The sequence below is a fragment of the Micromonospora zingiberis genome, assembly GCF_004331455.1.
Lineage (GTDB): Bacteria > Actinomycetota > Actinomycetes > Mycobacteriales > Micromonosporaceae > Micromonospora > Micromonospora zingiberis.
Genome location: NZ_SJJR01000012.1, coordinates 66,138 through 88,007, shown reverse-complemented (window position 1 = coordinate 88,007; position 21,870 = coordinate 66,138). Strand labels below are relative to the sequence as shown.

The 21,870-nt window shown below is 72.4% G+C and carries 17 protein-coding genes; 6 read left to right on the top strand and 11 right to left on the bottom strand.

The window, feature by feature from the left end; all coding sequences use genetic code 11:
* Window positions 1-6 precede the first annotated feature (6 nt).
* Window positions 7-1,647 (top strand): glycoside hydrolase family 13 protein, encoded by a 1,641-nt coding sequence (locus E0H26_RS18390; RefSeq protein WP_131305160.1) that lies wholly within the window; start codon window positions 7-9, stop codon window positions 1,645-1,647.
* A gap of 160 nt (window positions 1,648-1,807) precedes the next feature.
* Here E0H26_RS18390 and E0H26_RS18385 read toward each other — a convergent pair whose 3' ends face one another.
* The 3 genes from E0H26_RS18385 to xylA form a co-directional block, all read right to left on the bottom strand.
* Window positions 1,808-3,232 carry an MFS transporter gene (locus tag E0H26_RS18385; protein ID WP_131305158.1) on the bottom strand — a complete coding sequence of 475 codons (1,425 nt, stop codon included), beginning with the start codon at window positions 3,230-3,232 and terminating at the stop codon, window positions 1,808-1,810.
* Between the two features lie 168 nt (window positions 3,233-3,400).
* On the bottom strand, window positions 3,401-4,819 hold the full coding sequence (xylB, locus tag E0H26_RS18380; RefSeq protein WP_131305156.1) for a xylulokinase: 1,419 nt from the start codon (window positions 4,817-4,819) through the stop codon (window positions 3,401-3,403).
* A gap of 10 nt (window positions 4,820-4,829) precedes the next feature.
* Window positions 4,830-6,017, bottom strand: coding sequence for a xylose isomerase (xylA, locus tag E0H26_RS18375; protein WP_131305155.1), 1,188 nt, complete (start codon window positions 6,015-6,017; stop codon window positions 4,830-4,832).
* A gap of 49 nt (window positions 6,018-6,066) precedes the next feature.
* Between xylA and E0H26_RS18370 the strand changes: the two genes are divergently transcribed.
* Window positions 6,067-7,326, top strand: a complete 1,260-nt coding sequence (locus E0H26_RS18370; RefSeq protein WP_131305153.1) for an ROK family transcriptional regulator — start codon at window positions 6,067-6,069, stop codon at window positions 7,324-7,326.
* 143 nt (window positions 7,327-7,469) lie between these two features.
* Window positions 7,470-9,128 carry a PP2C family protein-serine/threonine phosphatase gene (locus tag E0H26_RS18365; protein WP_206025222.1) on the top strand — a complete coding sequence of 553 codons (1,659 nt, stop codon included), beginning with the start codon at window positions 7,470-7,472 and terminating at the stop codon, window positions 9,126-9,128.
* Between the two features lie 14 nt (window positions 9,129-9,142).
* Here the strand turns inward: E0H26_RS18365 and E0H26_RS18360 are convergent, their stop codons facing one another.
* Window positions 9,143-9,694 (bottom strand): MarR family winged helix-turn-helix transcriptional regulator, encoded by a 552-nt coding sequence (locus tag E0H26_RS18360; protein WP_240742252.1) that lies wholly within the window; start codon window positions 9,692-9,694, stop codon window positions 9,143-9,145.
* 93 nt (window positions 9,695-9,787) lie between these two features.
* On the opposite strand from E0H26_RS18360, the gene E0H26_RS18355 reads away from it, so the two are divergent.
* The gene (locus E0H26_RS18355) at window positions 9,788-10,915 is read left to right on the top strand and encodes a PP2C family protein-serine/threonine phosphatase (RefSeq protein WP_131305151.1); all 1,128 of its coding nucleotides are present in this window, start codon (window positions 9,788-9,790) and stop codon (window positions 10,913-10,915) included.
* 9 nt (window positions 10,916-10,924) lie between these two features.
* Here E0H26_RS18355 and E0H26_RS18350 read toward each other — a convergent pair whose 3' ends face one another.
* The 7 genes from E0H26_RS18350 to E0H26_RS18320 all read right to left on the bottom strand — a co-directional run bounded on the left by E0H26_RS18350 (window position 10,925) and on the right by E0H26_RS18320 (window position 19,930).
* Window positions 10,925-12,412, bottom strand: coding sequence for a sugar transferase (locus tag E0H26_RS18350; protein WP_131305149.1), 1,488 nt, complete (start codon window positions 12,410-12,412; stop codon window positions 10,925-10,927).
* Window positions 12,413-12,618: 206 nt separating this feature from the next.
* Window positions 12,619-14,382 (bottom strand): substrate-binding domain-containing protein, encoded by a 1,764-nt coding sequence (locus E0H26_RS18345; protein ID WP_131305147.1) that lies wholly within the window; start codon window positions 14,380-14,382, stop codon window positions 12,619-12,621.
* Between the two features lie 145 nt (window positions 14,383-14,527).
* Complete coding sequence (locus E0H26_RS18340; RefSeq protein WP_131305145.1) at window positions 14,528-15,565, bottom strand: lactonase family protein; 1,038 nt, start codon at window positions 15,563-15,565, stop codon at window positions 14,528-14,530.
* A 95-nt stretch (window positions 15,566-15,660) separates the two neighbouring features.
* Window positions 15,661-16,263 carry a GTP-binding protein gene (locus E0H26_RS18335; RefSeq protein WP_131305143.1) on the bottom strand — a complete coding sequence of 201 codons (603 nt, stop codon included), beginning with the start codon at window positions 16,261-16,263 and terminating at the stop codon, window positions 15,661-15,663.
* A complete protein-coding gene (locus E0H26_RS18330; RefSeq protein WP_131305141.1) occupies window positions 16,244-16,633 on the bottom strand; it encodes a DUF742 domain-containing protein in 390 nt (129 codons plus the stop codon). Before E0H26_RS18330 ends, E0H26_RS18335 begins: the two co-directional genes overlap by 20 nt.
* Entirely contained in the window at window positions 16,623-17,042 is a 420-nt protein-coding gene (locus E0H26_RS18325) for a roadblock/LC7 domain-containing protein (protein WP_206025220.1), read from the bottom strand. Before E0H26_RS18325 ends, E0H26_RS18330 begins: the two co-directional genes overlap by 11 nt.
* A complete protein-coding gene (locus E0H26_RS18320; RefSeq protein WP_131305137.1) occupies window positions 17,042-19,930 on the bottom strand; it encodes a sensor histidine kinase in 2,889 nt (962 codons plus the stop codon). The genes E0H26_RS18325 and E0H26_RS18320 overlap by 1 nt, the downstream gene beginning before the upstream one ends.
* Before the next feature lie 386 nt (window positions 19,931-20,316).
* Between E0H26_RS18320 and E0H26_RS18315 the strand changes: the two genes are divergently transcribed.
* Both E0H26_RS18315 and E0H26_RS18310 read left to right on the top strand, forming a co-directional pair.
* A complete protein-coding gene (locus E0H26_RS18315) occupies window positions 20,317-20,907 on the top strand; it encodes a hypothetical protein (RefSeq protein ID WP_131305135.1) in 591 nt (196 codons plus the stop codon).
* Window positions 20,908-20,917: 10 nt separating this feature from the next.
* Window positions 20,918-21,817: a hypothetical protein gene (locus tag E0H26_RS18310; protein WP_131305133.1), complete on the top strand. Its 900-nt coding sequence runs from the start codon at window positions 20,918-20,920 to the stop codon at window positions 21,815-21,817.
* Window positions 21,818-21,870: the final 53 nt, after the last annotated feature.

The window sequence follows — 21,870 nt, the reverse complement described above, 5'->3', positions numbered from 1 at the left end:
AACCCGATTCCCCAGACCACACCCGCCGCCGCGGCCACCGGCTGGTGGACCGAAGCGGCGATCTACCAGATCTACCCGCGCTCGTTCGCCGACTCGAACGGCGACGGGATCGGCGACCTGCCGGGCATCACCGCCCGCCTGGATCACCTGAAGGAACTCGGGGTCGACGCGATCTGGCTCTCCCCGTTCTACCCGTCGCCGCAGGCCGACGCCGGGTACGACGTGGCCGACTACCGGGGCGTCGAGCCGCTGTTCGGCACGCTGGCCGACGCCGACCAACTCATCGCGCAGGCGCACACCCGCGGGCTGCGGGTGATCGTCGACCTGGTGCCGAACCACACCTCGTCGGCCCACCAGTGGTTCCAGGCCGCCCTGGCCGCCGGGCCGGGCAGCACCGAGCGGCAGCGCTACGTCTTCCGCGACGGCCGGGGGCCCGACGGCGCCGAGCCGCCGAACGACTGGCAGAGCGTCTTCGGCGGGCCGGCCTGGACCCGGGTCGCCGACGGCCAGTGGTACCTGCACCTGTTCGACACCGCCCAGCCCGACCTGAACTGGGACAACCCGCAGGTCAGCACGGAGTTCCTGGACGTACTGCGGTTCTGGCTGGACCGTGGGGTGGACGGCTTCCGGGTGGACGTGGCGCACGGCCTGATCAAGCAGGCCGACCTGGCCGACTGGCAGGAGCCGCAGGAGATCCTCTCCGGTCAGGAGGCGGACAAGCCGCGCCCGCCGATGTGGGACCAGGACGGCGTACACACGATCTACCGCGACTGGCGGCGGCTGCTGGACAGCTACCCCGGCGAACGGATCCTGGTGGCCGAGGCGTGGGTGGAGCCGGCCGAGCGGCTGGCCCGGTACGTCCGCCCCGACGAGATGCACCAGGCGTTCAACTTCGAGTACCTGCTCGCCGCCTGGACGGCCCCGGCCCAGTACGCCGTGATCACCCGCTCGTTGCAGGCCACCGACGCGGTCGGCGCCCCCACCACCTGGGTACTGTCCAATCACGACGTGGTGCGGCACGCCTCGCGGCTCGGGCTGCCGGTCGGCACCCCCCGCCCGATCGGCATCGGTATCGGCGACCAGCAACCGGACGCGGCGACCGGCCTGCGCCGGGCCCGGGCCGCCACCCTGCTGATGCTCGCCCTGCCCGGCTCCGCGTACCTCTACCAGGGCGAGGAACTCGGGTTGCCGGAGCACACCACGATGCCCGACGAGGCCCGTCAGGACCCGACCTGGGAGCGCAGCGGACACACCCAGCGTGGTCGGGACGGCTGCCGGGTGCCGATCCCGTGGGAGGCCGACGCCCCCTCGTACGGATTCGGGCCGACCGACGCGAGCTGGCTGCCGCAGCCACCGGTCTGGGCCGAGTACGCGCTGGACCGCCAGCGTGACGTGCCCGGCTCGACGTACGAGATGTACCGCACGGCGCTGCGCCTGCGGCGTACGCACGGGCTGGGTCGCGGCACGTTGCAGTGGCTCTCCTCCGGCGACGAGGTGCTGACCTTCCGCAACGGCGACGTGGTGGTGCTGACCAACTTCGGCGCTGCCGCCGTCGACGTGCCCCCCGGAAAGCTGCTGCACAGCAGCGGGCCGCTCGACGAGTCCGGCCGCGTCCCCACCGACGTCACCGTCTGGGTCGAGGGGTAAGGAAGGGCACCTTCTTAACGCCTCCGGTATAGGAAGGGCCCCCTGTTAACCGCGCTACGGGTTCGAACGTGGTGCCGTGTTAACAGGGGGCCCTTCCTATGCACCAGGCGTTAATAAGGTGCCCTTCCTTACATCCCTACAGCTTCTCGGCGCGACATCCCTACAGCTTCTCGGCGCGGGACTGGAGGAGGTCGCGTACGTCGGCGATGTCCTTGGGTGAGGTGCGGGCGGCCAGCCAGTACATGATGCCGGTGGGAATGAAGAAGAGCTGGAAGGCGGCCAGCCCGACCGCGAAGTTCAGCGGTGGTGGGAACGCCGCCCGCAGGGCGTGGAAGGCCACCCCGACCAGCCCGTTGCCGGCCGCCCGGCCCACCCCGTTGACCAGGTTGCCCAGGCTGTAGACGGTGCCCCGGTGCTCGGGCGGGTTCGTGTCGGCGATCAGGGCGAACCAGTTCGGCGAGTTCGCCGAGGTCAGCGCCAGCGCGAGCAACGCGGTGAGCAGGCTCAGCCCGACGGTCGGTTCGGTGAAGACGCTGCCCAGTACGGCCCGCACCACCGTGCCGGTGCCGGCGCCGTCGGGCACGTCGATGCGGATCGGCACGAAGAAGAGCACCAGGTAGAACGGCAGCGCGGCGAGCACGCCGACCGCGGCGACCATGGCCCGGCCGGAGGGCGTACGCCGTTGCAGCGCGTCGCCGATCAGCCCGCCGACGATCGAGAGCACGCCGCCGAGTTGGAACAGGGTGGCGAAGACGCTACCGACCACGATCGCCGTCTGCATCGAGTAGCCCTGGTCCTGGGCCCGCTCGGCGAACAGCACCGGCAGCCAGACCAGTGACCCGAAGGCCGCCTGCGCGGTGAGCCCCTGCAGGATGAGCCAGCGGTTGGTCCGCCGCCCCAGGATGAGCGGCAGGTCGGCCCGGCTGATCCGGTAGTCGTAGTCGGCACCGGTCGCGAGCGCGTCGGCCAGTTGCGGTTCGCTCTGCCCCCGCCGGATGTCGTACGTGAGCAGGTACGCCGCCGTGGCGACCAGGCCGACGGCGGTGAGCAGCAGGAACGGCCGGCGCCAGTCGGCCGCCCCGAGCAGTCCGCCGACCAGCGTGCCGGCGAGTGTGCCGGCGCCCTGGGACAGCCCCCAGAAGCTCATCACCAGACCCCGCCGACGGGGCGAGATCAGGTCGGTGACCACCGAGAAGCCGACCGAGCCGACCGCGCCCAGCCCGACCGCGGCGAGCAGCTGCGCGGCCAGGAAGGTCGGGTAGTTCCCGGCCAGGCCACTGCCGCCGGTACCGACGGCCCAGATCAGTGTGCCGATCATGAGCAGCGGTTTGCGGTTGGTGCGGTCGCCGACGTACGCCCAGCCGACCGCCGCCACCGCGCTGACCAGGAAACTGACCGCGGTGACCAGACCGAGCAGCCGCTGCGGCACCGCGAAGGACTCCGCGATCGCGCCGTACAGCGGCGGTACCAAGCCGATCGCCACGTTGTCCAGCGAGGCGAGCAGCACGAAAACGACGACGCTGTAGAGCCGGTGCGCGGCGCTGCCACCCCACACCCGCTTCGGCCCGCCCTCGGTCAAGCTCATGCCGGCAGCCAACCAGGACCGGACCACGGACCAATCACCGGGCCACCCCCGCCCCCGCCCGCGACCGGCGCCGCACCCGACCCGGCAGCGCACCCGACCCTACGCCCGCCTGATCCCGTGATGGAGCAGTCCCGCGGGGACCACTCGATCACGGGATCGGGCGGTGGATCAATCCTGGGTGGGGCGGTCCAGGTGGCGTTCGCGGGCCTGCGCGTAGCGCTCCCGGATAGTGGGGACCGGTTCGGCGGCGTACTCCTCGGTGCCGGACGGCGTCCAGGAGGGCGGCTCCGCTTCGCCGAGCGCCAGCCAGGCGGCTTGGCGGGCGGCACCGTCGGCGACGTACTCGCCGGGTGGCGGGACGACGACCGGGCAGCCGAAGACCTGCGCGGCGATTCGGCGTACCGCGGCGGAGCGGGCCCCGCCGCCGACCAGGATCACCCGGCGGACCTCCGCGCCCTGGGCAGCCAGCGCGTCGAGACCGTCGGCGAGCGCGCAGAGCATGCCCTCCACGGCCGCCCGGGCCAGGTGCGCGGGGGTCGAGGTACGCAGGGTCAGCCCGTGCACCGCCCCGGTGGCCAGCGGCCGGTTCGGGGTGCGTTCGCCCTCCAGGTACGGCACCAGGACCAAACCGTCGGCGCCGGCCGGCGCGGAGAGCGCGAGGTCGGCCAGCTCGTCCAGCCCGACCCCCAGCATCCCGGCGGCGGCGTCGAGCACCCGGGCCGCGTTGAGCGTGCAGACCAGTGGCAGGAACCGGCCGGTCACGTCGGCGAAGCCGGCGACGATGCCGCTCGGGTCGGCGGCCGGGGTGTCCGCGACGCTGAAGACGGTGCCGGACGTGCCGATCGAGACCACCACGTCGCCCGGCCGCGCGCCGACCCCGAACCCGGCGGCGGCGTTGTCGCCGGCCCCGGGACCGAGGAGCGCCGGGACGCCGCCCGGCAGGTCGAGGTGACCGGCGACCTCGGCCGGACCGAGCACGGTGGGTACCCGTACCGCCCGGCCGAGCGCCCGTTCCAGCAGGTCGGGGCGGTACTCGCCGGTGGCCGGCGACCAGTAGCCGGTGCCGCTGGCGTCGCTGCGGTCGGTACGCAGCGCGTCCAGTCCGGGCGCACCGGCCAGCCGCCAGGTCAGCCAGTCGTGCGGCAGGCAGACCGCGGCCACCCGGTCGGCGTTCGCCGGCTCGTGCCGGGCCAGCCAGCGCAGCTTGGTGACGGTGAAGCTGGCCACCGGTACGCTGCCCACCGCCTCGGCCCAGAAGCCCGCGCCGCCGGCCTCGGCCACCAGTTCGGCGGCGGCGTCGGCCGAGCGGGTGTCGTTCCACAGCAGGGCCGGCCGGATCACCTGTCCCGCCTCGTCCAGGCAGACCATGCCGTGCTGCTGGCCGGCGACGGAGACCGCGGCGACGTCGGCCAGCCCACCGGCGGCCTCGATCGCCGTTTCCAGGGCGGCCCACCAGGCCGACGGGTCGACCTCGGTGCCGTCGGGGTGCGGCGCCCGCCCCTGGCGGACCAGGGCGCCGGTCTCCGCATCCCGAACGACCACCTTGCAGGACTGGGTGGAGGAGTCCACCCCCGCGACGAGCGGCATGCCGTCCGCCTCAGCGTGCGCCGAGCACGTGCTCGACGGCGAGCTGGTTGAGCCGGATGAATCCGAACCCACGGGCGGCGACCGCCTCGACGTCGAACTCCTCGAACGCGGTGGTGTCGGCGAGCAGCCCGGCGTAGCCCTCGCCGTCGCCCACGGTCGGCACGCCGAGTTCGGCGACCTTGCTCGCGGCCAGCGCCTCGGCCACCTCCGGGTCGGCCCGGAACGCCGCGGCCCGCTCCTTGAGCAGCAGATAGGTGCGCATGTTCGCGGCCGCCGAGACCCACACCCCGTCGATGTCCTCGGTGCGCGACGGCTTGTAGTCGAAGTGGCGGGGCCCGTCGTAGGCGGGCGCGCCGGCCGGACCGCCGTGCTCCAGCAGGTCGACCAGGGCGAACGAGTTGAGCAGGTCACCGTGGCCGAAGACCAGGTCCTGGTCGTACTTGACGCCACGCTGGCCGTTGAGGTCGATGTGGAACAGCTTGCCCTGCCAGAGCGCCTGGGCGATGCCGTGGGCGAAGTTGAGCCCGGCCATCTGCTCGTGGCCGACCTCCGGGTTCAGCCCGACGCGCTCCGGGTGGGCGAGGGTGGAGATGAACGCCAGGGCGTGCCCGACGGTGGGCAGCAGGATGTCGCCACGCGGCTCGTTGGGCTTGGGCTCCAGGGCGAAGCGCAGGTCGTAGCCACGGTCGATGACGTACTGGCAGAGCAGGTCGACCGCCTCGCGGTAGCGCTCCAGCGCGGCCTGGACGTCCTTGGCGACGTCGTATTCGGCGCCTTCCCGGCCGCCCCACATGACGAAGGTCTGGGCGCCCAACTCGGCGGCGAGGTCGATGTTGCGCAGCACCTTGCGCAGCGCGTACCGCCGCACGTCCCGGTCGTTGCTGGTGAAACCGCCGTCCTTGAAGACGGGCTGCTGGAAGAGGTCGGTGGTGACCATCGGCACCACCAGGCCGGTCTCGTCGAGCGCCTTGCGGAACCGGGCGATGTGGGCGTCGCGGGTGGTCACGTCCGAACCGAACGGGATCAGGTCGTCGTCGTGGAACGTCACGCCGTACGCGCCCAGTTCGGCGAGCCGGTGCACCGACTCCACCGGGTCGATGGCGGCTCGGGTGGCGTGGCCGAACGGGTCTCGGCCCTGCCAGCCGACCGTCCAGAGACCGAAGGAGAACTTGTCGGCGGGGGTGGGACGGGGTGCCATGGCAGACCTCCGGTGGTGTCGTCCGCTATTTGTTCAGTGGTTGAATTAAATGACCGTGGTGTGGCAGTGTCAAGGGGTGAACCCAAGCGCAGCCCCCGCTGGCGCGGTGCGGCAGGGCAGCCTCCGCGAGTTGAACCTCGCCCTCGTGCTCGGCCGGATCGCCGCCGCGCCCCGCCCACCGTCACGGGCCGCGCTGGCTGCCGAGACCGGCCTCACCCGGGCCACGGTTTCGGCGGTGGTGGAAGACCTCGTCGCCGGTCGGTTGGTCACCGAGGCGGAGCCGCAGCCGCGCGCCGGCGCCGGTCGACCGGCCCGTGGTCTGGTGCTTGCCGGCGACGGTCCGGCCGGACTCGGCCTGGAGATCAACGTCGACTATCTGGCCGCCTGCGTCGTCGATCTCGCTGGCGAGGTCCGACACCACTCGGTACACCGCGCCGACCTGCGGCCGGTCTCCCCCGCCGATGCGCTCGGCCAGCTGGTGCGGCTCGCCGCCGGTGCCCGCGCCGCCGCCGACGCGCAGGGCCTCACCCTGGCCGGCGCCGCCCTGGGGGTGCCCGGCCTGGTCGACGAAGCCGGGCGGGTCCGCCTCGCACCGAACCTCGGCTGGCGCGACGTACCGGTGCCCGAACTGCTGGCCGGGCATCCCCCGCTGACCGAGACGGTCGACGGCGTACCGCCGCTGGTGGTGGACAACGAGGCCAACCTCGCCGCGCTGGGCGAGTTGCACGCGGGCGACGGTCCGGGCAGCTTCCTGCACATCTCCGGCGAGGTGGGCATCGGTGCCGGCATCGTGCTCGACGGCGCCCTCTACCGGGGCACCCGGGGCTGGAGCGGGGAGATCGGCCACATCCCGGTACGCCCCGACGGGCCGCCCTGCCGGTGCGGCGGTCGTGGCTGCCTGGAGCAGTACGCCGGCCAGGAGGCGATCCTCTCGGCGGTCGGCCTGACCGGGGCGGACCTGCCGGCCGACACCGCGCCGAACCGGTTGGCCGAGCTCGCCGAGGCTGGCGACGCGACCGTGCTCAACGCCCTGCACGAGGCCGGTGCCGCGCTCGGGGTGACCGTGGCCAGCGTGGTCAACCTGCTCGACCTCGACACCGTGGTGCTCGGCGGTGGCTACGCCCCGCTGGCTCCCTGGCTGCGGCCACCGATGCTCGCCGAGATCGATCGCCGGGTGCTGACCGCCGCCTGGGCGCCGGTGACCGTCCGGGTGGCGACCCTCGGGGCGACGGCCGCCGCGGTGGGCGCGGCCGGATCGGTGGTACGCCGGATCATCGCCCGGCCCGCCGGCTGGTTGGCCCGGTTGTAGGGCACCGCCAGCCTTCCTCCCCGGCATGCCGTTGGAGCACCTCGGTACCCTTGCCCAGAGGCAACCAACCGCCACCGTGACCCGGAGGAGTGCACCACCGGAATGTGCGCAGGTCGACAGTTCAGGACGCACGGCGACCGCCGGTGACCAGCACCCGAGAGGGCCGGGTCACCGGCCCTGCCGGCAGTGGGGGGACCGGCCGCGCCGGGCCTCCCCGCCCGAGCGCACCCGAGCGCGCCGAGCTGGCGGGTGAGCTTCTCGACGGGCTCACCGACGCGGTACTGACCACCGACGGCAGTGGGCTGGTCGTGCTGGTCAACGCGGCCGCCGTGCGGTTGCTGCCGGACCTCGTACCCGGCACCGACCTGGTCACCTGCGCGGTACCGGAGCTGGCGACCGCAGCCGCCACCGGGGCAGCCGGCTTCGAGGCCGAGCACCGCTGCCGGCGGCTGCGCGGCGTGCGGCGTGCGTTGGCCGGTGGCCAGTCCGTCTGGTACGTCCGTGACGTCACCGACGAACACGCGCACACCGAGGCGCTGCTGGCCGAGCGTCGCTGTACCGCCTTCCTGGCCGACGCGGGCCGCCGGCTCGGGTTGGCGTTGCACCGCGATCAGGCCCGGCGCGCCGCCGCCACGCTGCCCGTGCCCTACCTGGCCGACCTGGCCCTGGTCGTACACCTGCCGGCGGTGCCCACCGAACGGCCGCACTGGATCCGGCACACCGAGCACCAACCCGCCCCGGTGGTCGGGGAGGCCGACTGGACCCTCACCGCGGCCGTGCCCGGACTCGACGAGGCCCTCGACGGCGAGGCCGGCGCGCCCCGGCCGTGGTCGACCACGGCCGACGAGCTGGACCCGATCGTCCCGGCCGGCTTCGACCCGGACGCGACGCTGCTGGTCAGCCCGATGCCTGGCGCCGGACGGACGGCGGGAGCACTGGTGCTGCTGCGGCACGCCCGACGAGGTGGCTTCGACCCGCGCGACGTGGACCTCGCCCGCGAGTTCGCCGCCCGGGCAGGCGCCGCCCTCACCATGGCCGAGTTGTACGACGAGCAGGCCCACCTGGCCCGGGTGCTACAGCACAGCCTGCTGCCGCCGGAGCTGCCCAGGATCGCCGGGCTGGACATCGCCGGCGGCTACCGTGCCGCCGGGGACACGCTGCGGATCGGCGGCGACTTCTACGACGTCCTACCGGCCGACGGCGGCGCGTTGTTCGCGCTGGGCGACGTCTGCGGCAAGGGCGTGGGCGCGGCCGTGCTCACCGGCCGGGTACGCCAGTCGTTGCAGACCCTGCGGCTGGTCGAGCAGCGGCCGCTGGAGCTGCTGCGGCTACTCGACCGGGCCCTGCTCGACATGCCGGACGCCGCCCGGCGCAGCCAGTTCACCACCCTGCTACTCGGTACGCTGCGCCGGGAGCCCGACGGCGGCCTGCGGATCCAGGTCGCCGGTGGTGGACATCCGGCGCCCCTCGTGGTCGACGGCGACGGCACGGTGCGGCCGGTACGGGTCGGCGGGATGCCGGTCGGTGCGCTGCCGAACGCCCGGTTCACCGCGGCCGATCTACGGCTCGCGCCCGACGCGGTGCTGCTCGCCCACACCGACGGGGTGACCGATGCTCGTGGTGGGCCGCACGGGTCGGAGATGTTCGGTGAGCGGCGGCTGCACCAGGCCCTCTCCTCGGGGGCCGGCCTGCCTCCGGCCGCGCTGGTCGACCGGGTGCTCCGCCTGCTCGACGAGTGGTGTGGCGGGCAGCGGCACGACGACGTCGCGATGTTGGCGGTGGCCGCACGCGGGGTTGGCTGAGTCGGCCGTCGGCGTCAGGCCGTCCGGAACACGGCGGCGTCCCCCGCCGACCAGTTCAGCTGCGGGTCGACAACGGTGCGGATCTCCGGCAGCTGCTCGGCGTCGGGCCCGTTGGGCTGCGGCACCAGCGGCGACACCGGCCGGACGACCCGCGCCCGGGCCGCCTCGTCGAACTCCTGCAAGCCACGCAGCAGCGCCGCGCGTCCCTCGGGTGTCATGTCGGCGAGGATCGCGGCCAGATGCTGGCGGCGGTCCTCGCGCAGCTCGGTGAGGAGCCTGCGGGCCTCGGCGGTCAGGTGCAGTGAGATCTCCCGCCGGTCCGCCCGGCCGGGCTCGCGCTCCAGCATGCCGGCCGCGACGAGCCGGTCACAGAGCCGGCTGGCCGAGGAGAGCAACATGTCCAGGCCGGCAGCCAGCCTCCGCAGATTGATCCCGTCCTGCCGTTCCACGAGCATGACGGCGCGCAGCTGGGCGGTGGAGATCCGGTTCGCTGTCCGCTCGCGGGCACCGTCCCACACAGTCAGCAGGGCGCCCGCCGCGACATCCAGCTCGGCAGCCATACTCATCTCGGGTCCTGCTGGACCATACTGTTCCGCCATCGTGGCCCCGAGCGTACTCCGATTCTGTCGGTCAATGGGCTTGTGATCAAGGAGATACTCATGAGTGAGCCGGTCGAGCGAACCCGCACCGCGCTCACCGCGGCCCCCGCGGATCTCCTGGTGAGTCGGATCGGGCGGCAGCTCGACCAGGAATTCGGCATCCGGGACGTCGAACTCCTCCAGGTCGACTACCGGCTGGCGGCCTTGCTTCCGCTGAGCGGCGGCGAGGCGGTGACGACACCCGGGCATCCCGCGTGGCGCTGCTTCGACCACCAGAGCCCGGTGTACACCGACGGCACGGCGTACCTCCCGGTCAACATGCGCGGCGAACGTCGGGGCGTGCTCCGGGTCTCCCCGGTCGCCGACGAGGCCCTCCTGACCGACCTGGCCGAGATCGGCACCGCGCTGGCGCACGAGTTGACCGCGGTCGACCCCGGGACCGACGTCTACCGCACCGCCCGGCGCACCCAGCGCCTCACGCTCGCCGCCGAGGTGCAGTGGGAGCAGCTGCCCGGACGCAGCCGGACCCGCCCGTCCTTCAGCCTGGCCGGGCAACTGGAGCCGGCGTACGCGGTACGCGGCGACAGCTTCGACTGGTCCGACGACGGTGAGCGGGTGTGGACCGCCACGATCAACGGCATGGGTGAGGGCGTCGCCGCGTCGATGCTCACCACCCTGGCCACCTGCGCCCTGCGCAACGCCCGACGGGCCGGCATCTCGCTGGCCGACCAGGCCGCGCTGGCCGACCAGGCGATCTACGCCCTGCACCGGGGCGAGCAGTACCTGGCCACGTTGCTGATCGAGGTCGACCTGCGCAGCGGACTGCTGACCGCCGTCGACGCGGGCTCGCCCCGACTCGTCCTGCTCCGCTCCGGCGAGGTCAGTGTGCAGCCGCTGGAGGCGCAGTTCCCGCTCGGCATGTTCGACGGTTCGCATTATCGCGAACAGCACATCCAACTACAGCCCGGCGACCGACTCTTCATGATCAGCGACGGAGTGCTCGACGCGACCGGGCAGAACATCCGGTACGGGGAGAGCGCGCTGGATCGGATGTTGCGTCGTACCACCCCGATGAGCCCGCTCGACGCGGTCCGTTCCCTCCTGGGCGACCTGCGGGCGTTCGTCGCCGGTGACCTCACCGACGACGCGGTGGTGGTCTGCCTGGACTGGTTCGGCCCGCAGCCGTAGCCGGGCGGGTCAGTAGGCGCCCCGACTGTTGACCACCGCACCGAAGGTCTTCCAGAGAATCGTCAGGTCGGCCGCCAACGACCAGTTCTCCACGTAGTAGAGATCCAGCCGGATGCCGTCCTCCCAGCTCAGGTCGGACCGACCGCTGACCTGCCAGAGGCCGGTCATCCCCGGTTTGACCAGCAGCCGGCGGGCCACGTCACCGTCGTAGCGGGCGACCTCGGAGGGCAGCGGTGGCCGGGGACCGACCAGACTCATCTGCCCCAGCAGGACGTTCACCAGTTGCGGAAGCTCGTCCAGCGACCACTTGCGCAGCAGCCGGCCGACCCGGGTCACCCGGGGGTCGTCACGCATCTTGAACATCAGACCGTCGGTCTCGTTGCGGGCAGCCAGCTCGGCCAGGAGCACGTCCGCGTTGACCACCATGGTGCGGAACTTGAAGACCCCGAACTCCCGGCCGCCCTGCCCGACCCGGGTCTGCCGGAACAGCACCGGGCCCCGGCTGTCCAGCTTGACGGCCAACGAGATGATCACCAGCAACGGCAGCAGCAGGGCCAGCGCCACGAACGAGATCGACCGGTCGACGAAGCCCTTCACCAGCTTGCGTACGCCCCGGAACTCCGGTGCCTCCACGTGGATCAACGGCAGTCCGGCCACCGGACGGGTGTGGATGCGCGGGCCGGCGACATCGGTCAGCGCCGGGGCCAGCACCAGGTCGATGCCGGTGCCCTCCAGCTGCCAGCCGAGCCGACGCAGGCGGGTGGCGGTGAGTTCACCACTGGCGGTGACGGCGACGGTGTCCGCACCGATCGCGGCGGCGGCCTCCGGGATGCCCCGGAACGAGCCCACCACCGGCACGTCGCCGAGCCGCTGGGCCACCGGCGCCAGCAGGGCGTCCGGAATGCACGCGCCCACCACCTGATAGCCGGCGTACGGTTCGCGGCGCAGGGTGTGCACCAACTCCAGCACGTGCGCGGTGTCACCGACCACCAGCACCCGCCGGGACCAGCCGGTGCCCTGCGACCGGGCCCGGTGCAGGCGTTTACGCGCGGCGAACCGGGCGATCTCAAGGCCGATGGTGCCGACGGCGAACGAGATCGCCAGGAAGCCCCGGGACACGCCCACGTCGGCGACGTAACCGGCGATGGCGATCGCACCGGCCAACCGGAGGCTGGCCATGCTCACCCGCCGGTACTCGTCCGCGCCGTAGCCGATCACCCGGTCGTCGTAGCAGCGCATCGCCTTGAGCGACAGCAACCAGGCCAGTACGAGCCCGGGGGCGACCAGGACGTACGGCACGTGGGTGCCGCGCGGCGCGGCCTCACCGAAGCGGGCCGCGTAGCCGACGAGCACCGCCAGGGTCAGGATGGTGGCGTCCAGCACCACCAGGGTCCGTACGTAGGCCCGCTGGTCGCCGCGTATCGAGTGGCTCGATGACGACGCGCCATCCGGTCGTGTTGAAGATCTGGCGGGGGTCAACAGCGTCGCCGAGGTCACCAGCCCTCCCACTTCGCTCGCCGACGGCCCGGGTCCGGCTCCTGTGGGAAGCCGGAGCTACCGGTGCACGACGACATCCTGCCCTGACAACTATGACGGCCAATTGCTTCGGACGTATTGCCGTCACTTTCCCTACTGATGGACCAGCCGAAAAGGGCCCGTGGTACCGATTTCTCCGATACCGCAGGCCCTTTCTGGCGCACAGCTCAGGCCGGCGCCTTCCGCAGCGCGATCGCGCGGAGGAAGATGTCGCTGATCTTGGTGGGGTCGGCGGCGATGAACGCGCCACCACCGGCGCTCTCCGCGATGGTGTCCAGCTCCGCCTTGCTGACCTCGGTGCCGATACCGATGATGATCACCTGGATCGGCTGGTCCGGGTCCTTGATCCGCTCCAACTCGGCGAGCAGCTGCCGCTGCGAGACGCCGTCGTTGTCCTCGTTCTTGCCGTCCGTGAAGAGCACGATCGAGTTGACCTTGCCCGGCTCCCAGTTCTGCTGCACGTCCTTGTACGCCGCCAGCAGGGTGTCGTACAGACCGGTGTCGCCGCTCGACGAGACGACCGTGTCCAGGCTCCGCTCCAGCGTGCTGCGCTGCCGGGACAACGGGCCGATCGGCACCACCTCACGGTAGTCACGCGGGCCGTCCAGGTTGGTGGAGAAGACCCACAGACCGATCGACCAGGAGTCGTCGAAGAGGTTCAGGCCACGCCGGGCCGCCTCCGCGGTGACCTGCTGCCGGGTCGCCCCGTTGGCGGTCGGCACCGGCTTCTTCATCGAACCGGAGACGTCGATGATGCAGAGCATCCGGCCGGAGAGGGTGGCGATGGACCAACTGGAAACCGCCCGTTCCACCGCGTCCGGCGCCAGGCCACCGGCGGCGATGCCGCCCTGGGGTGGCGGCGCGGCAGAGGGGTCACCGCCGGCCGGGCTCGGCGCGCCCTGCGGCGGCTCGAAGCCGCTACCCCAGTTGCCGTCCGGGCCACGCAGCGACTGTGCGGCCAGCTTGTCCCTGAACGAGGGCGTGGTGAGCACCTCGAACAGCACCCGCGCGGCGGAGGCCTTGGCCGGTTCGATGCCCGGCAGCACCGCGTACGGGTAGTCCAGCGGCAACGGCGACGGCTTCAGGTAGAGCGCGGCCAGCGGCACCGGCGGCTGCTTGGCGTTGTACTGGATGACGTCCTCTTCGGACAGTGCCGCCGCGCCGAGGGCACTGGCCAACGTGGTGCCGTCCGACGCGGTGGGGAACTTGGCGAGCAGGTCCTGGCGTAACGCCGAGGCACCCGAGGCCAGTGCCCGCAGTGCGCCGATGCGGTCCTGCTCGGCGGTGGCGCCGCCGGACGACGCCGCGGCCGTCATCAGCGACAGCAGCCCGGACAGCCCAGCGGCGTCCCGGGTCGGTTCGACGATGCCGGTCTTCAGCGGCCGGTCGCTGTTCACCCGGGCCAGCAGTTCGGTCCAGCCGAGTTCCTTCTGTGGCCAACCCAACCGGGTGGCGATCGGCTCGGGCATGGCGACGACCACCGGGCTGCTCGCGATGGAAGCGCCGTTACCCGGGGCGAAGGCCGCCGCCCCGCCGGTCTGCAGCCGCAACAACCAGGTGGAGGAGTCCGGGATCCAGACGTCGGGGCTCACCGCAGTGCCGCTGGCCTGGCCGACACCGGCCAGAGTGGCGCCGTGCTTGGCCGCCACCACCGCGGCCACCTCGACCGCGTCGGAGGCCGCGACCGTCACGTCGATGCAGGTCCCGTCGACCGCGGCGCCCTTCTCCTCCCACTCGGTGGCCGCCTCGTCGACCGCCGGCGCGAGTTCGGTCGAGACGGCGACCGACAGCTCGATCTTGCCAGAGCAGTCCGGGCCGGCGAGCTGGCGATAGCCCACCCACCCGCCCGCAGTGACGACGAGCACACCGACCGCGGCTGCGGCGGCGGCACCGTGAATACCTGAACGCATGCGATGGCGGCCTACTGACACGCAGACCATCTTCCGTACCCGACCGAGGGACTGCCATGGCCGTTCGGACGAAAGTTACAGAGGAGAAACAGTTTACCGCGATTCAGTAACTTTGAGTGATCAATCAACGGCGCAATGTGGATACATCAATCCTCAACGCCCACGATCAGGGCAGAACGCAGGTGGGACTGGGAGTCGTCAGCGGCTCACCGATCGCCACCGGCACCCCGGTCTCCGGGTCGATCCGGAAGGTACGGACCATGTCCGCCCGCTCGTCGGCGACGTAGAGATGCTCCCCGACCACCACGAAGTGCCGGGGCCACTCACCGCCGGTCGCCACCTCCTCGACCAGTTCCGGAAGACCCGGCCCGAGCGCGAAAACGGAAATCGTGCCGACACCCCGGTTGGCCAGATAGAGGAAGCGCCCGTCCGCGCCGACGGCGATCTCCGATGGTTGGACGTGTCCCGCCTGGTCGCTGGCGTCGACCCGGCCGCGCTGGTGCAGCGCGCCGTCCTCGGTGAACTCGTAGACCAGCACCGACGCGTCCAGTTCCCCCGAGACATAGCAGCGCCGCCCGTCCGGATGGCGGGCCAGGTGCCGGGGGCCGACTCCGGCGGGCGTACGCACCCGTGGCGCCCGGGGCACCAGCCGCCCGGAGGCCACGTCGAGGTCGTACCGGTAGATCGAGTCGACGCCGAGGTCGACCGCGAGCAGCGGCTGACGGTCCGGTCCGGGCGACACCATGTGCGCGTGCGCCGCCTCCTGACGCTCGGGATCGGGCCCGTGGCCTTCGTGTTCCACCAGATCGGTGCGCTCGCCCGGCACCCCGTCCGGGTCGAGCGGGAAAACGGTCACGCTTCCGCCGCCGTAGTTGGCCACGAACAGGTGTCGGCCGTCCGGCGCGACCGCGAGATGACACGGCTCCGCCCCGCCGGTGGCCCACGAGCCGATCGCGGTCAGGTCACCGTCGACTCCCACCCGCCAGGCACTGATCTCCCCGGTCGGCAGTTCGTTGACCGCGTACAGCACGGACCGGGCGGGATGGCGGGTGAGAAAGGACGGCGACGCGGTCACCGCGACCGTGCCCAACGAGGTCAACTCGCCGGTGTCCGGGTCGCGCCGGGCGGCGACGATCCCGGTGCCCCGCCCCGCGCTGTGCGCCGTGTACCCGCCGATGTGCACGATCTCGCCTCGACCTGCCACCCGTTGCCACCTCTCCGCTGGACGCTGCGTCGATCCCACCAGAAGCCTTCCCCCGACACCGCCGGGTTAGACCTACGAGTCACGGCCTTCGGTGGTCAGACCGCCGACACCGCCTCGCCCCGCTGCCGGGCCACGTGCTCCACCAGGGAAATCAGCACGGACTTGCCGGACTGCCGGTCCCGGGCGTCGCAGAGCACCATCGGCACGTCGGGGTCGAGGTCCAGCGCCTGGCGTACGGCCTCCAGGCTGAAGCGCTGCGAGCCGTCGAAGCAGTTCACCCCGACCACGAACGGAACGCCACGCTGCTCGAAGTAGTCGATCGAGGGGAAGCAGTCGGCCAGCCGGCGGGTGTCGGCGAGCACCACGGCGCCCAACGCCCCGAAGGCCAACTCGTCCCAGAGAAACCAGAACCGGTCCTGGCCCGGCGTACCGAACAGGTAGAGCTGGAGGTCGTCGTTGATGGTGATGCGCCCGAAGTCCATCGCCACCGTGGTCGTCGACTTGGTCTCCACGCCGGAGATGTCGTCGGTGTCGACGCCGGCACCGGTCAGGATCTCCTCCGTCTGCAACGGCCGCACCTCGCTCAACGCGCTCACCAGAGTCGTCTTGCCGGCGCCGAATCCGCCGGCAATGAGGATCTTCAGCGCGATCGGGACCCGACGGCCCCGCCGGTCGGCGTCATAACGCACGGAGTCCATCGACCACCGCCTTGAGGATGTCGTTGTCGGGCAGGTACGTGGCACGTGGGGGCTGTTGCACGGCGACCAGCCCCCGGGACAGCAGATCACCAAGTAGCACCCGGACCACACCCACCGCCAGGTCCAGATCGGCGGCGAGTTCCACCACCGGCGTACCCCGGCCGGCCAGTTCCACCAGCAGCCGGTGTTCCGGATGCAGTTCCGGGTACGCGGCGAGATCCGGGTTCGGCTTGGCCAACACGTACGCGACCAGGTCGAACCCGTCCGCACAGGATCGCACCCGGCCACCGGTCAGGGTGTACGGCCGCACCACCGGCCCGGCGTCGTCGTCGAGCCACTCGTGTCGCTCCCCGGGTAAGTCAGTCCGCATCGGTGGCACCCACCGACGCGCGGACCGGAACTTGCAGGCTTTCACCCACCCGGGTCACCAGCATGGCCATCTCGTACGCCACCAGGCCGATGTCCGCATCCGTGTCACTCGCCACGGCCAGGCAGGTGCCCTGCCCAGCCGCGGTCACGAACAGGTACGCCGACTCCATCTCCACCACCGTCTGCCGGACCGGTCCGCCGGCCAGGTGCCGGCTGGCGCCCCGGGCCAGGCTGGCGAGGCCGGAAGCCAGGGCACAGAGATGTTCGGCATCGGCACGGTCCAGTTCGGCGGAGGAGCCGAGCAGCAGGCCATCCGCCGAGAGCACCACGGCCCGCCGTGCGGCGGGCACCCGCTCCACCAGATCGTCGAGCAACCAGTCGAGATTGGCACTCTGCCTCGTCGATTGCATCAGGCGTCCCTCTCAGTAGCGGTCGGGGATTCCACAGTGGCCGGCCCGCCGGGTGGCGGTCCAGCCTGCTCGTTGATCGGATCCTGGTTCGCTGGGGCGGGCCCACCCGCTGGGGTGTCGATGGACTGCTCGGCCGGCCCCGTCCGGCCGGCGGAGGTGGCGGCCGTGGGCGGGCCACCGGCCAGCTCCGCACCAGCCGGGGACGTGGCGGCCGGGGGCGGGCCACCGGCCACATGCGTATCGGCGGCGAGGCGGCCCCGCGCGGTGCCGGACTGTAGGGCCGACATGAACCGGCGGGCTTCCTCCGGGCTGCGTGGCGTCGGCTCACCCACCGGTCCCGGGGTGCGCCGGGGCGTCACCACCGGCTGCCGCAGGGTCGGCCCGTCGATCCCCGTCGATCCGGCTGGCCGGCTGGTCAGCGCGGGCAGCCGGACCGTCGGTGTGTCCACAGTGGGCCGATCGCGGCCGGCCGGCGGCTGGGCCGTCCGTCCCGCCGGCGCCGCGTCGGCCGGGATCGCGACCGCACCGCCCGATCCGCGCGCCAGTTCGGCCGGCGATCCGGACGCCGGATCGGCGGTGGATCCGCCCGCCGGATCGGCCGTCGATCCAGGTACCGAGCCGGCAGTCGATCCGCGTGCCAGATCGGCGGTGGAGCCGGGCCCAGCGGTGAATCCGGGCGCCATGGTGGTCGAGGTGGGCACGGCGTTGGTGGTGGAGCCGGCTGGCGGGCGCCGGCGGATCCGGCGGGGCAACCCGTCGGACTCGGCGGGCTCGACGGTCGAGGACTGACGCGGGCCACCCAGCTTCGCGGCAGACCCGCCAGGCGGCTGCGGGCCGCCGGAGGTCGCCGAACGCCCTGCGGAACGGGTGCGTGGTCGAGGAACGGTCGTCAGTCGCGTCGCCCGCACCAGCCGCCGCTGTTCCGGGGCGGTGTCGTCCCCGCTTCCCGACGCCTCCAGCGCGAGCAGCGGCGAGGGCTCGGCGGTGATCAGGTCGGTGGGGATCAGCACCACCGCGGTCATGCCGGATCCGTCCGACCGGCGCAGTCGCACCCGCACGCCGTGCCGGGCGGCGAGCCGCGCCACCACGAACAGGCCGAGCCGGGCGGTTTCCGCCGGGTCGAACTCGGGCGCCTCGGCCAGCTTGCGGTTGGCCTCCTCGATCGCCGCCGCGGTCATGCCGAGCCCCTGGTCGGAGACGGACAGCGCGTACCCGTTGGCGACGTGCTGTCCGGAGACCTCCACCCGCGAGTCCGGCGGAGAGAACGTGGTGGCGTTCTCGATCAGCTCGGCGAGCAGGTGGATGATGTCGCCGACCACTCGGCCGACGGTGCCGGCGGGCTGCAAGCTGGTGATCTCGACCCGGTCGTACGACTCGACCTCGGAGATCGCGCCACGGATCAGGTCCACCATGGCGACCGGGTCGCGCCAGCCTCGGCCGGAGGTGGCCCCGGCGAGGATGACCAGGTCTTCCGCGTGCCGGCGCAGTCGAGTGGCGAGATGGTCGACCTGGAACAGCTCGGCCAGGTGATCCGGATCCTCCGCGTCACGCTCCAACCGGTCGAGCAGGGCGAGTTGACGGTGTACCAGGCCCTGGCTGCGGCGCGCGATGTTCAGGAAGACCTCGTTGAGCCCACGGCGCAGGGTGACCTCCACCTGGGCGGCCTCGATGGCGACCTTCTGCACCTCGGTGAAGGCCTGGGCGACCTGACCGATCTCGTCGGCGCCCCGATCGGCCACCGGCGTCTCCCGGGCGACGTCCACCTGCTCGCCCCGGCGCAGCCGAGCCACCACGTCCGGCAGGCGCTTCTCGGCGGTCTCCGTCAGCGTCCCGCGCATCAGGGTGAGCCGCTGGGCCAGCGACCGGCCGACCCGCAGCGCCACCACCAGGGACACCACGACGGCGACCAGCCCGAGCAACCCGGCGCCGGCCAGCCGGGCCAGGGTGCGTACCGCCATCGGCACCGACCGGTCGGCCAGCCCGTCGGCCTGGGTCAGCTCGAAGTCCCGCAACGACTGCTGCACGGTGTCGTAGCTGGCCTGCCACGCCGCCGCATCGACGGTGGGCCGGGCCGAGGGGCCGGCGGCGATCAGGTCGTCCTGCATCGCCCGCAGGCGCTCGAACCCCTCCTGCTCGGTCAGCCGGTGGTACGCCGCCTGGTCGGGCTCGGGCAGGTCGGCCACCGCCGTCTCGGCCAGAAACCACTGGTTACCGATGTTCTGCACGAGCATCGTGTGCTCGCCCTTGGCGAACCCCCCACCGGTCAGCGCCCCGGCCAGCAGCGCATCGGTCTGCCCGAGCAGTTCCCGCGACCGGCCGAGGTCCGTCAGCGCCCGCGCCTCCCGGTTGAGATCCTGGTCGGGAAGGTTCGCCAGCGCCTCGAAGGTGTGGAACGCGGCCGAGACCATCTCGCTGTAGAGCGCGACGGCGCCAACCCGGTCCAGTTCCCGGCGGTCGATCGACCCGCGGCCGGGCGGCAACGCCTCCAGCTCACCGAGCAACCGGTCCAGTCGGGCTTCGAGCAGGTCACCAGCGGCGTCCCTGAGCTTCTCGCCGGAAACCCGGCGACGCAGCTCCGCCACTGCCGCGTCGGTGCGGGCCCGCTGTTCCCGCAATGCCGGCAGCGCGCAGCCGGTTGACTGTCGGTCGCAGCCCGAGCGGGGCGAGGCGAGCTGCACCACCGACAGCCGCCGCTCGCGCTGCAACTCGGCCACCACCGTCTCGCCGGGCCGACCCAGGTCGTACAGGAGTGTCCGGGCGGCCAGCAGATCGAGCGCCGGCCCGAAGGTGAGCGTGGTCGCGAATATCCACAGTGCCAGCAGCGCGGTCACCGGCACGACGACGAGGGCGGTCAGCTTGGAGCGGATCGGCCAGTCGCGGGTGTTCAATCGGACCTCGCCCGGAAGGGTGGCTGGAAGGGCTCCGGCACGGCCGGGCAGCACCGTCACCGTGCGGCGTCCCGGTTTTCCGCCGGGACGCCGGCTCGGGCGCCTTGGGCAGGATACGTAATCCGCGCTCGCCGCACTACCGTCCGTCGAGACTACCGGTACGTTCGCGTACGTCCGGCCGGTGTACATCCTGTCCGATTCCGCCCTGAACCGGCCGCTATCCACCGCCCTGTGGCGCGGTCGTACGGCAGCCGCGTCCGACCGGCCCGCTTCGGGGTTCCCGGGCGCACCGGTCGGCATCGGGTCAAGTTGGGCGAGGAAAGTGCTCCGGAACGGGATTGGCGATCAGTGGACGGAGGGAATACCTGCAGGCGAAGGAGGAGCCCATGTCGCCCACGCAGATAGTCGTCACCGTCCTCGTCATCCTGATCGTCGCCGCCGTCGCCGCGGCGCTCGTCGTGGTCGGGCGCCGCCGGACACTCCGGCAGCGCTTCGGCCCGGAGTACGACCACGTCCTCGCCGAGCAGGACAGCCGGAGCGCGGCCGAGCGGGAGCTTCGGGACCGCCAGCGCCGGCACGCGGAACTCGAACTGGTCCCCCTCGACCCGGCCGCGCGCGCACGGTACGCCGAGGCATGGGAGGAACTCCAGGTCCGTTTCGTCGACTCCCCCACCGAGACCGTCGGTCAGGCGGACGAACTGGTCACCCGGCTGATCGCCGAACGGGGATACCCCACCGGTGACTTCTCCGACCAACTCGCCCAGCTGTCCGTGGAGCACGCCCGCACGCTCGGCCACTACCGGGACGCCCACGAGATCCACCTGCGCAACAGCCGGGGCGAGGCGCGAACGGAGGACCTCCGCCAGGCCGTCGTCCACTACCGCGCCCTCTTCGCCGACCTGCTCGGCGAGGAGCCGGTGGCGACGACGCCGCAACAGCGCCAGCCTGACGCCGCCCACGACGCCACCAACCGCTGAGGAGACCGCCATGCGGCAGGACGAGCAGCAGCTCAACAACGACCACCCCGAGACCGTCCGGTCGGCCCCGGTGCCGGTCACCGACCACGACCGCGAGGCGACGGACGAGTTCGACAGCCCCGACGAGGAGACCACCCGATCCGAGTCCGGCGCTGACCGGGCCGGCCCGTGGGACGGCCGACCGGGCGACGACGGCGAGCAGACCGAATTCCACGAGCCGGGGCCCGTGCCGACGACCTTCGGGGCGACCACGGTCGGCGGGGCGGTGGCGGCTTCCGCGTTGGCCAGCCCGCGTCCGGAGGACGAGCCCGACCCGCGTGAGGAACGCACCGCCCAGCCCGGCGATGGCGCCGCCGACGGCGAGCGCGAGGGGCTGCGTGCCGACCCCACGGCCGAGTTCGACGGCCGCCACGGCGACGTCGACCGCACCGATGTGGAGTCGTCGGACGGGACCGCCCGCGACACGGGGACGCATCGGGCCGCCGACCGCTCCGACGAGGTGGACGCGGACCGGTCGGCGGTCTCCGGTGTCGACGCCGAGGCGGCCGCCGCTGGCGGCGCGGGTTTCGGCAGTGCCACGCCGGCAATGGTCGACCCGGACACGCAGTCCGCGAACGGGGCCACCACCGCCGTACCGGCGGGGGCGGCCACGCTGTTCGACGAGCCGACCGCCCAGGGGTTCCGGGACCGCTGGCGCGACGTCCAACTGCGCTTCGTGGACGACCCCCGGGCGGCGGCCGGTGAGGCCCAGTCCCTGGTCGACGAGGCCATGCAGGCGCTGTCCGCCGCGTTGACCGAGCACAAGAAGAAGCTCGGCAGCTGGCAGGAGACCGGCTCGACCGACACCGAGCAGCTACGGGTGGCCGTACGCGAGTACCGCGACTTCCTGGACCGGGTACTCGGTCGCTGAGCGACACGAACGGCGGGCGTCCTGCGCTGCGGGACGCCCGCCGTTCGCTGCGC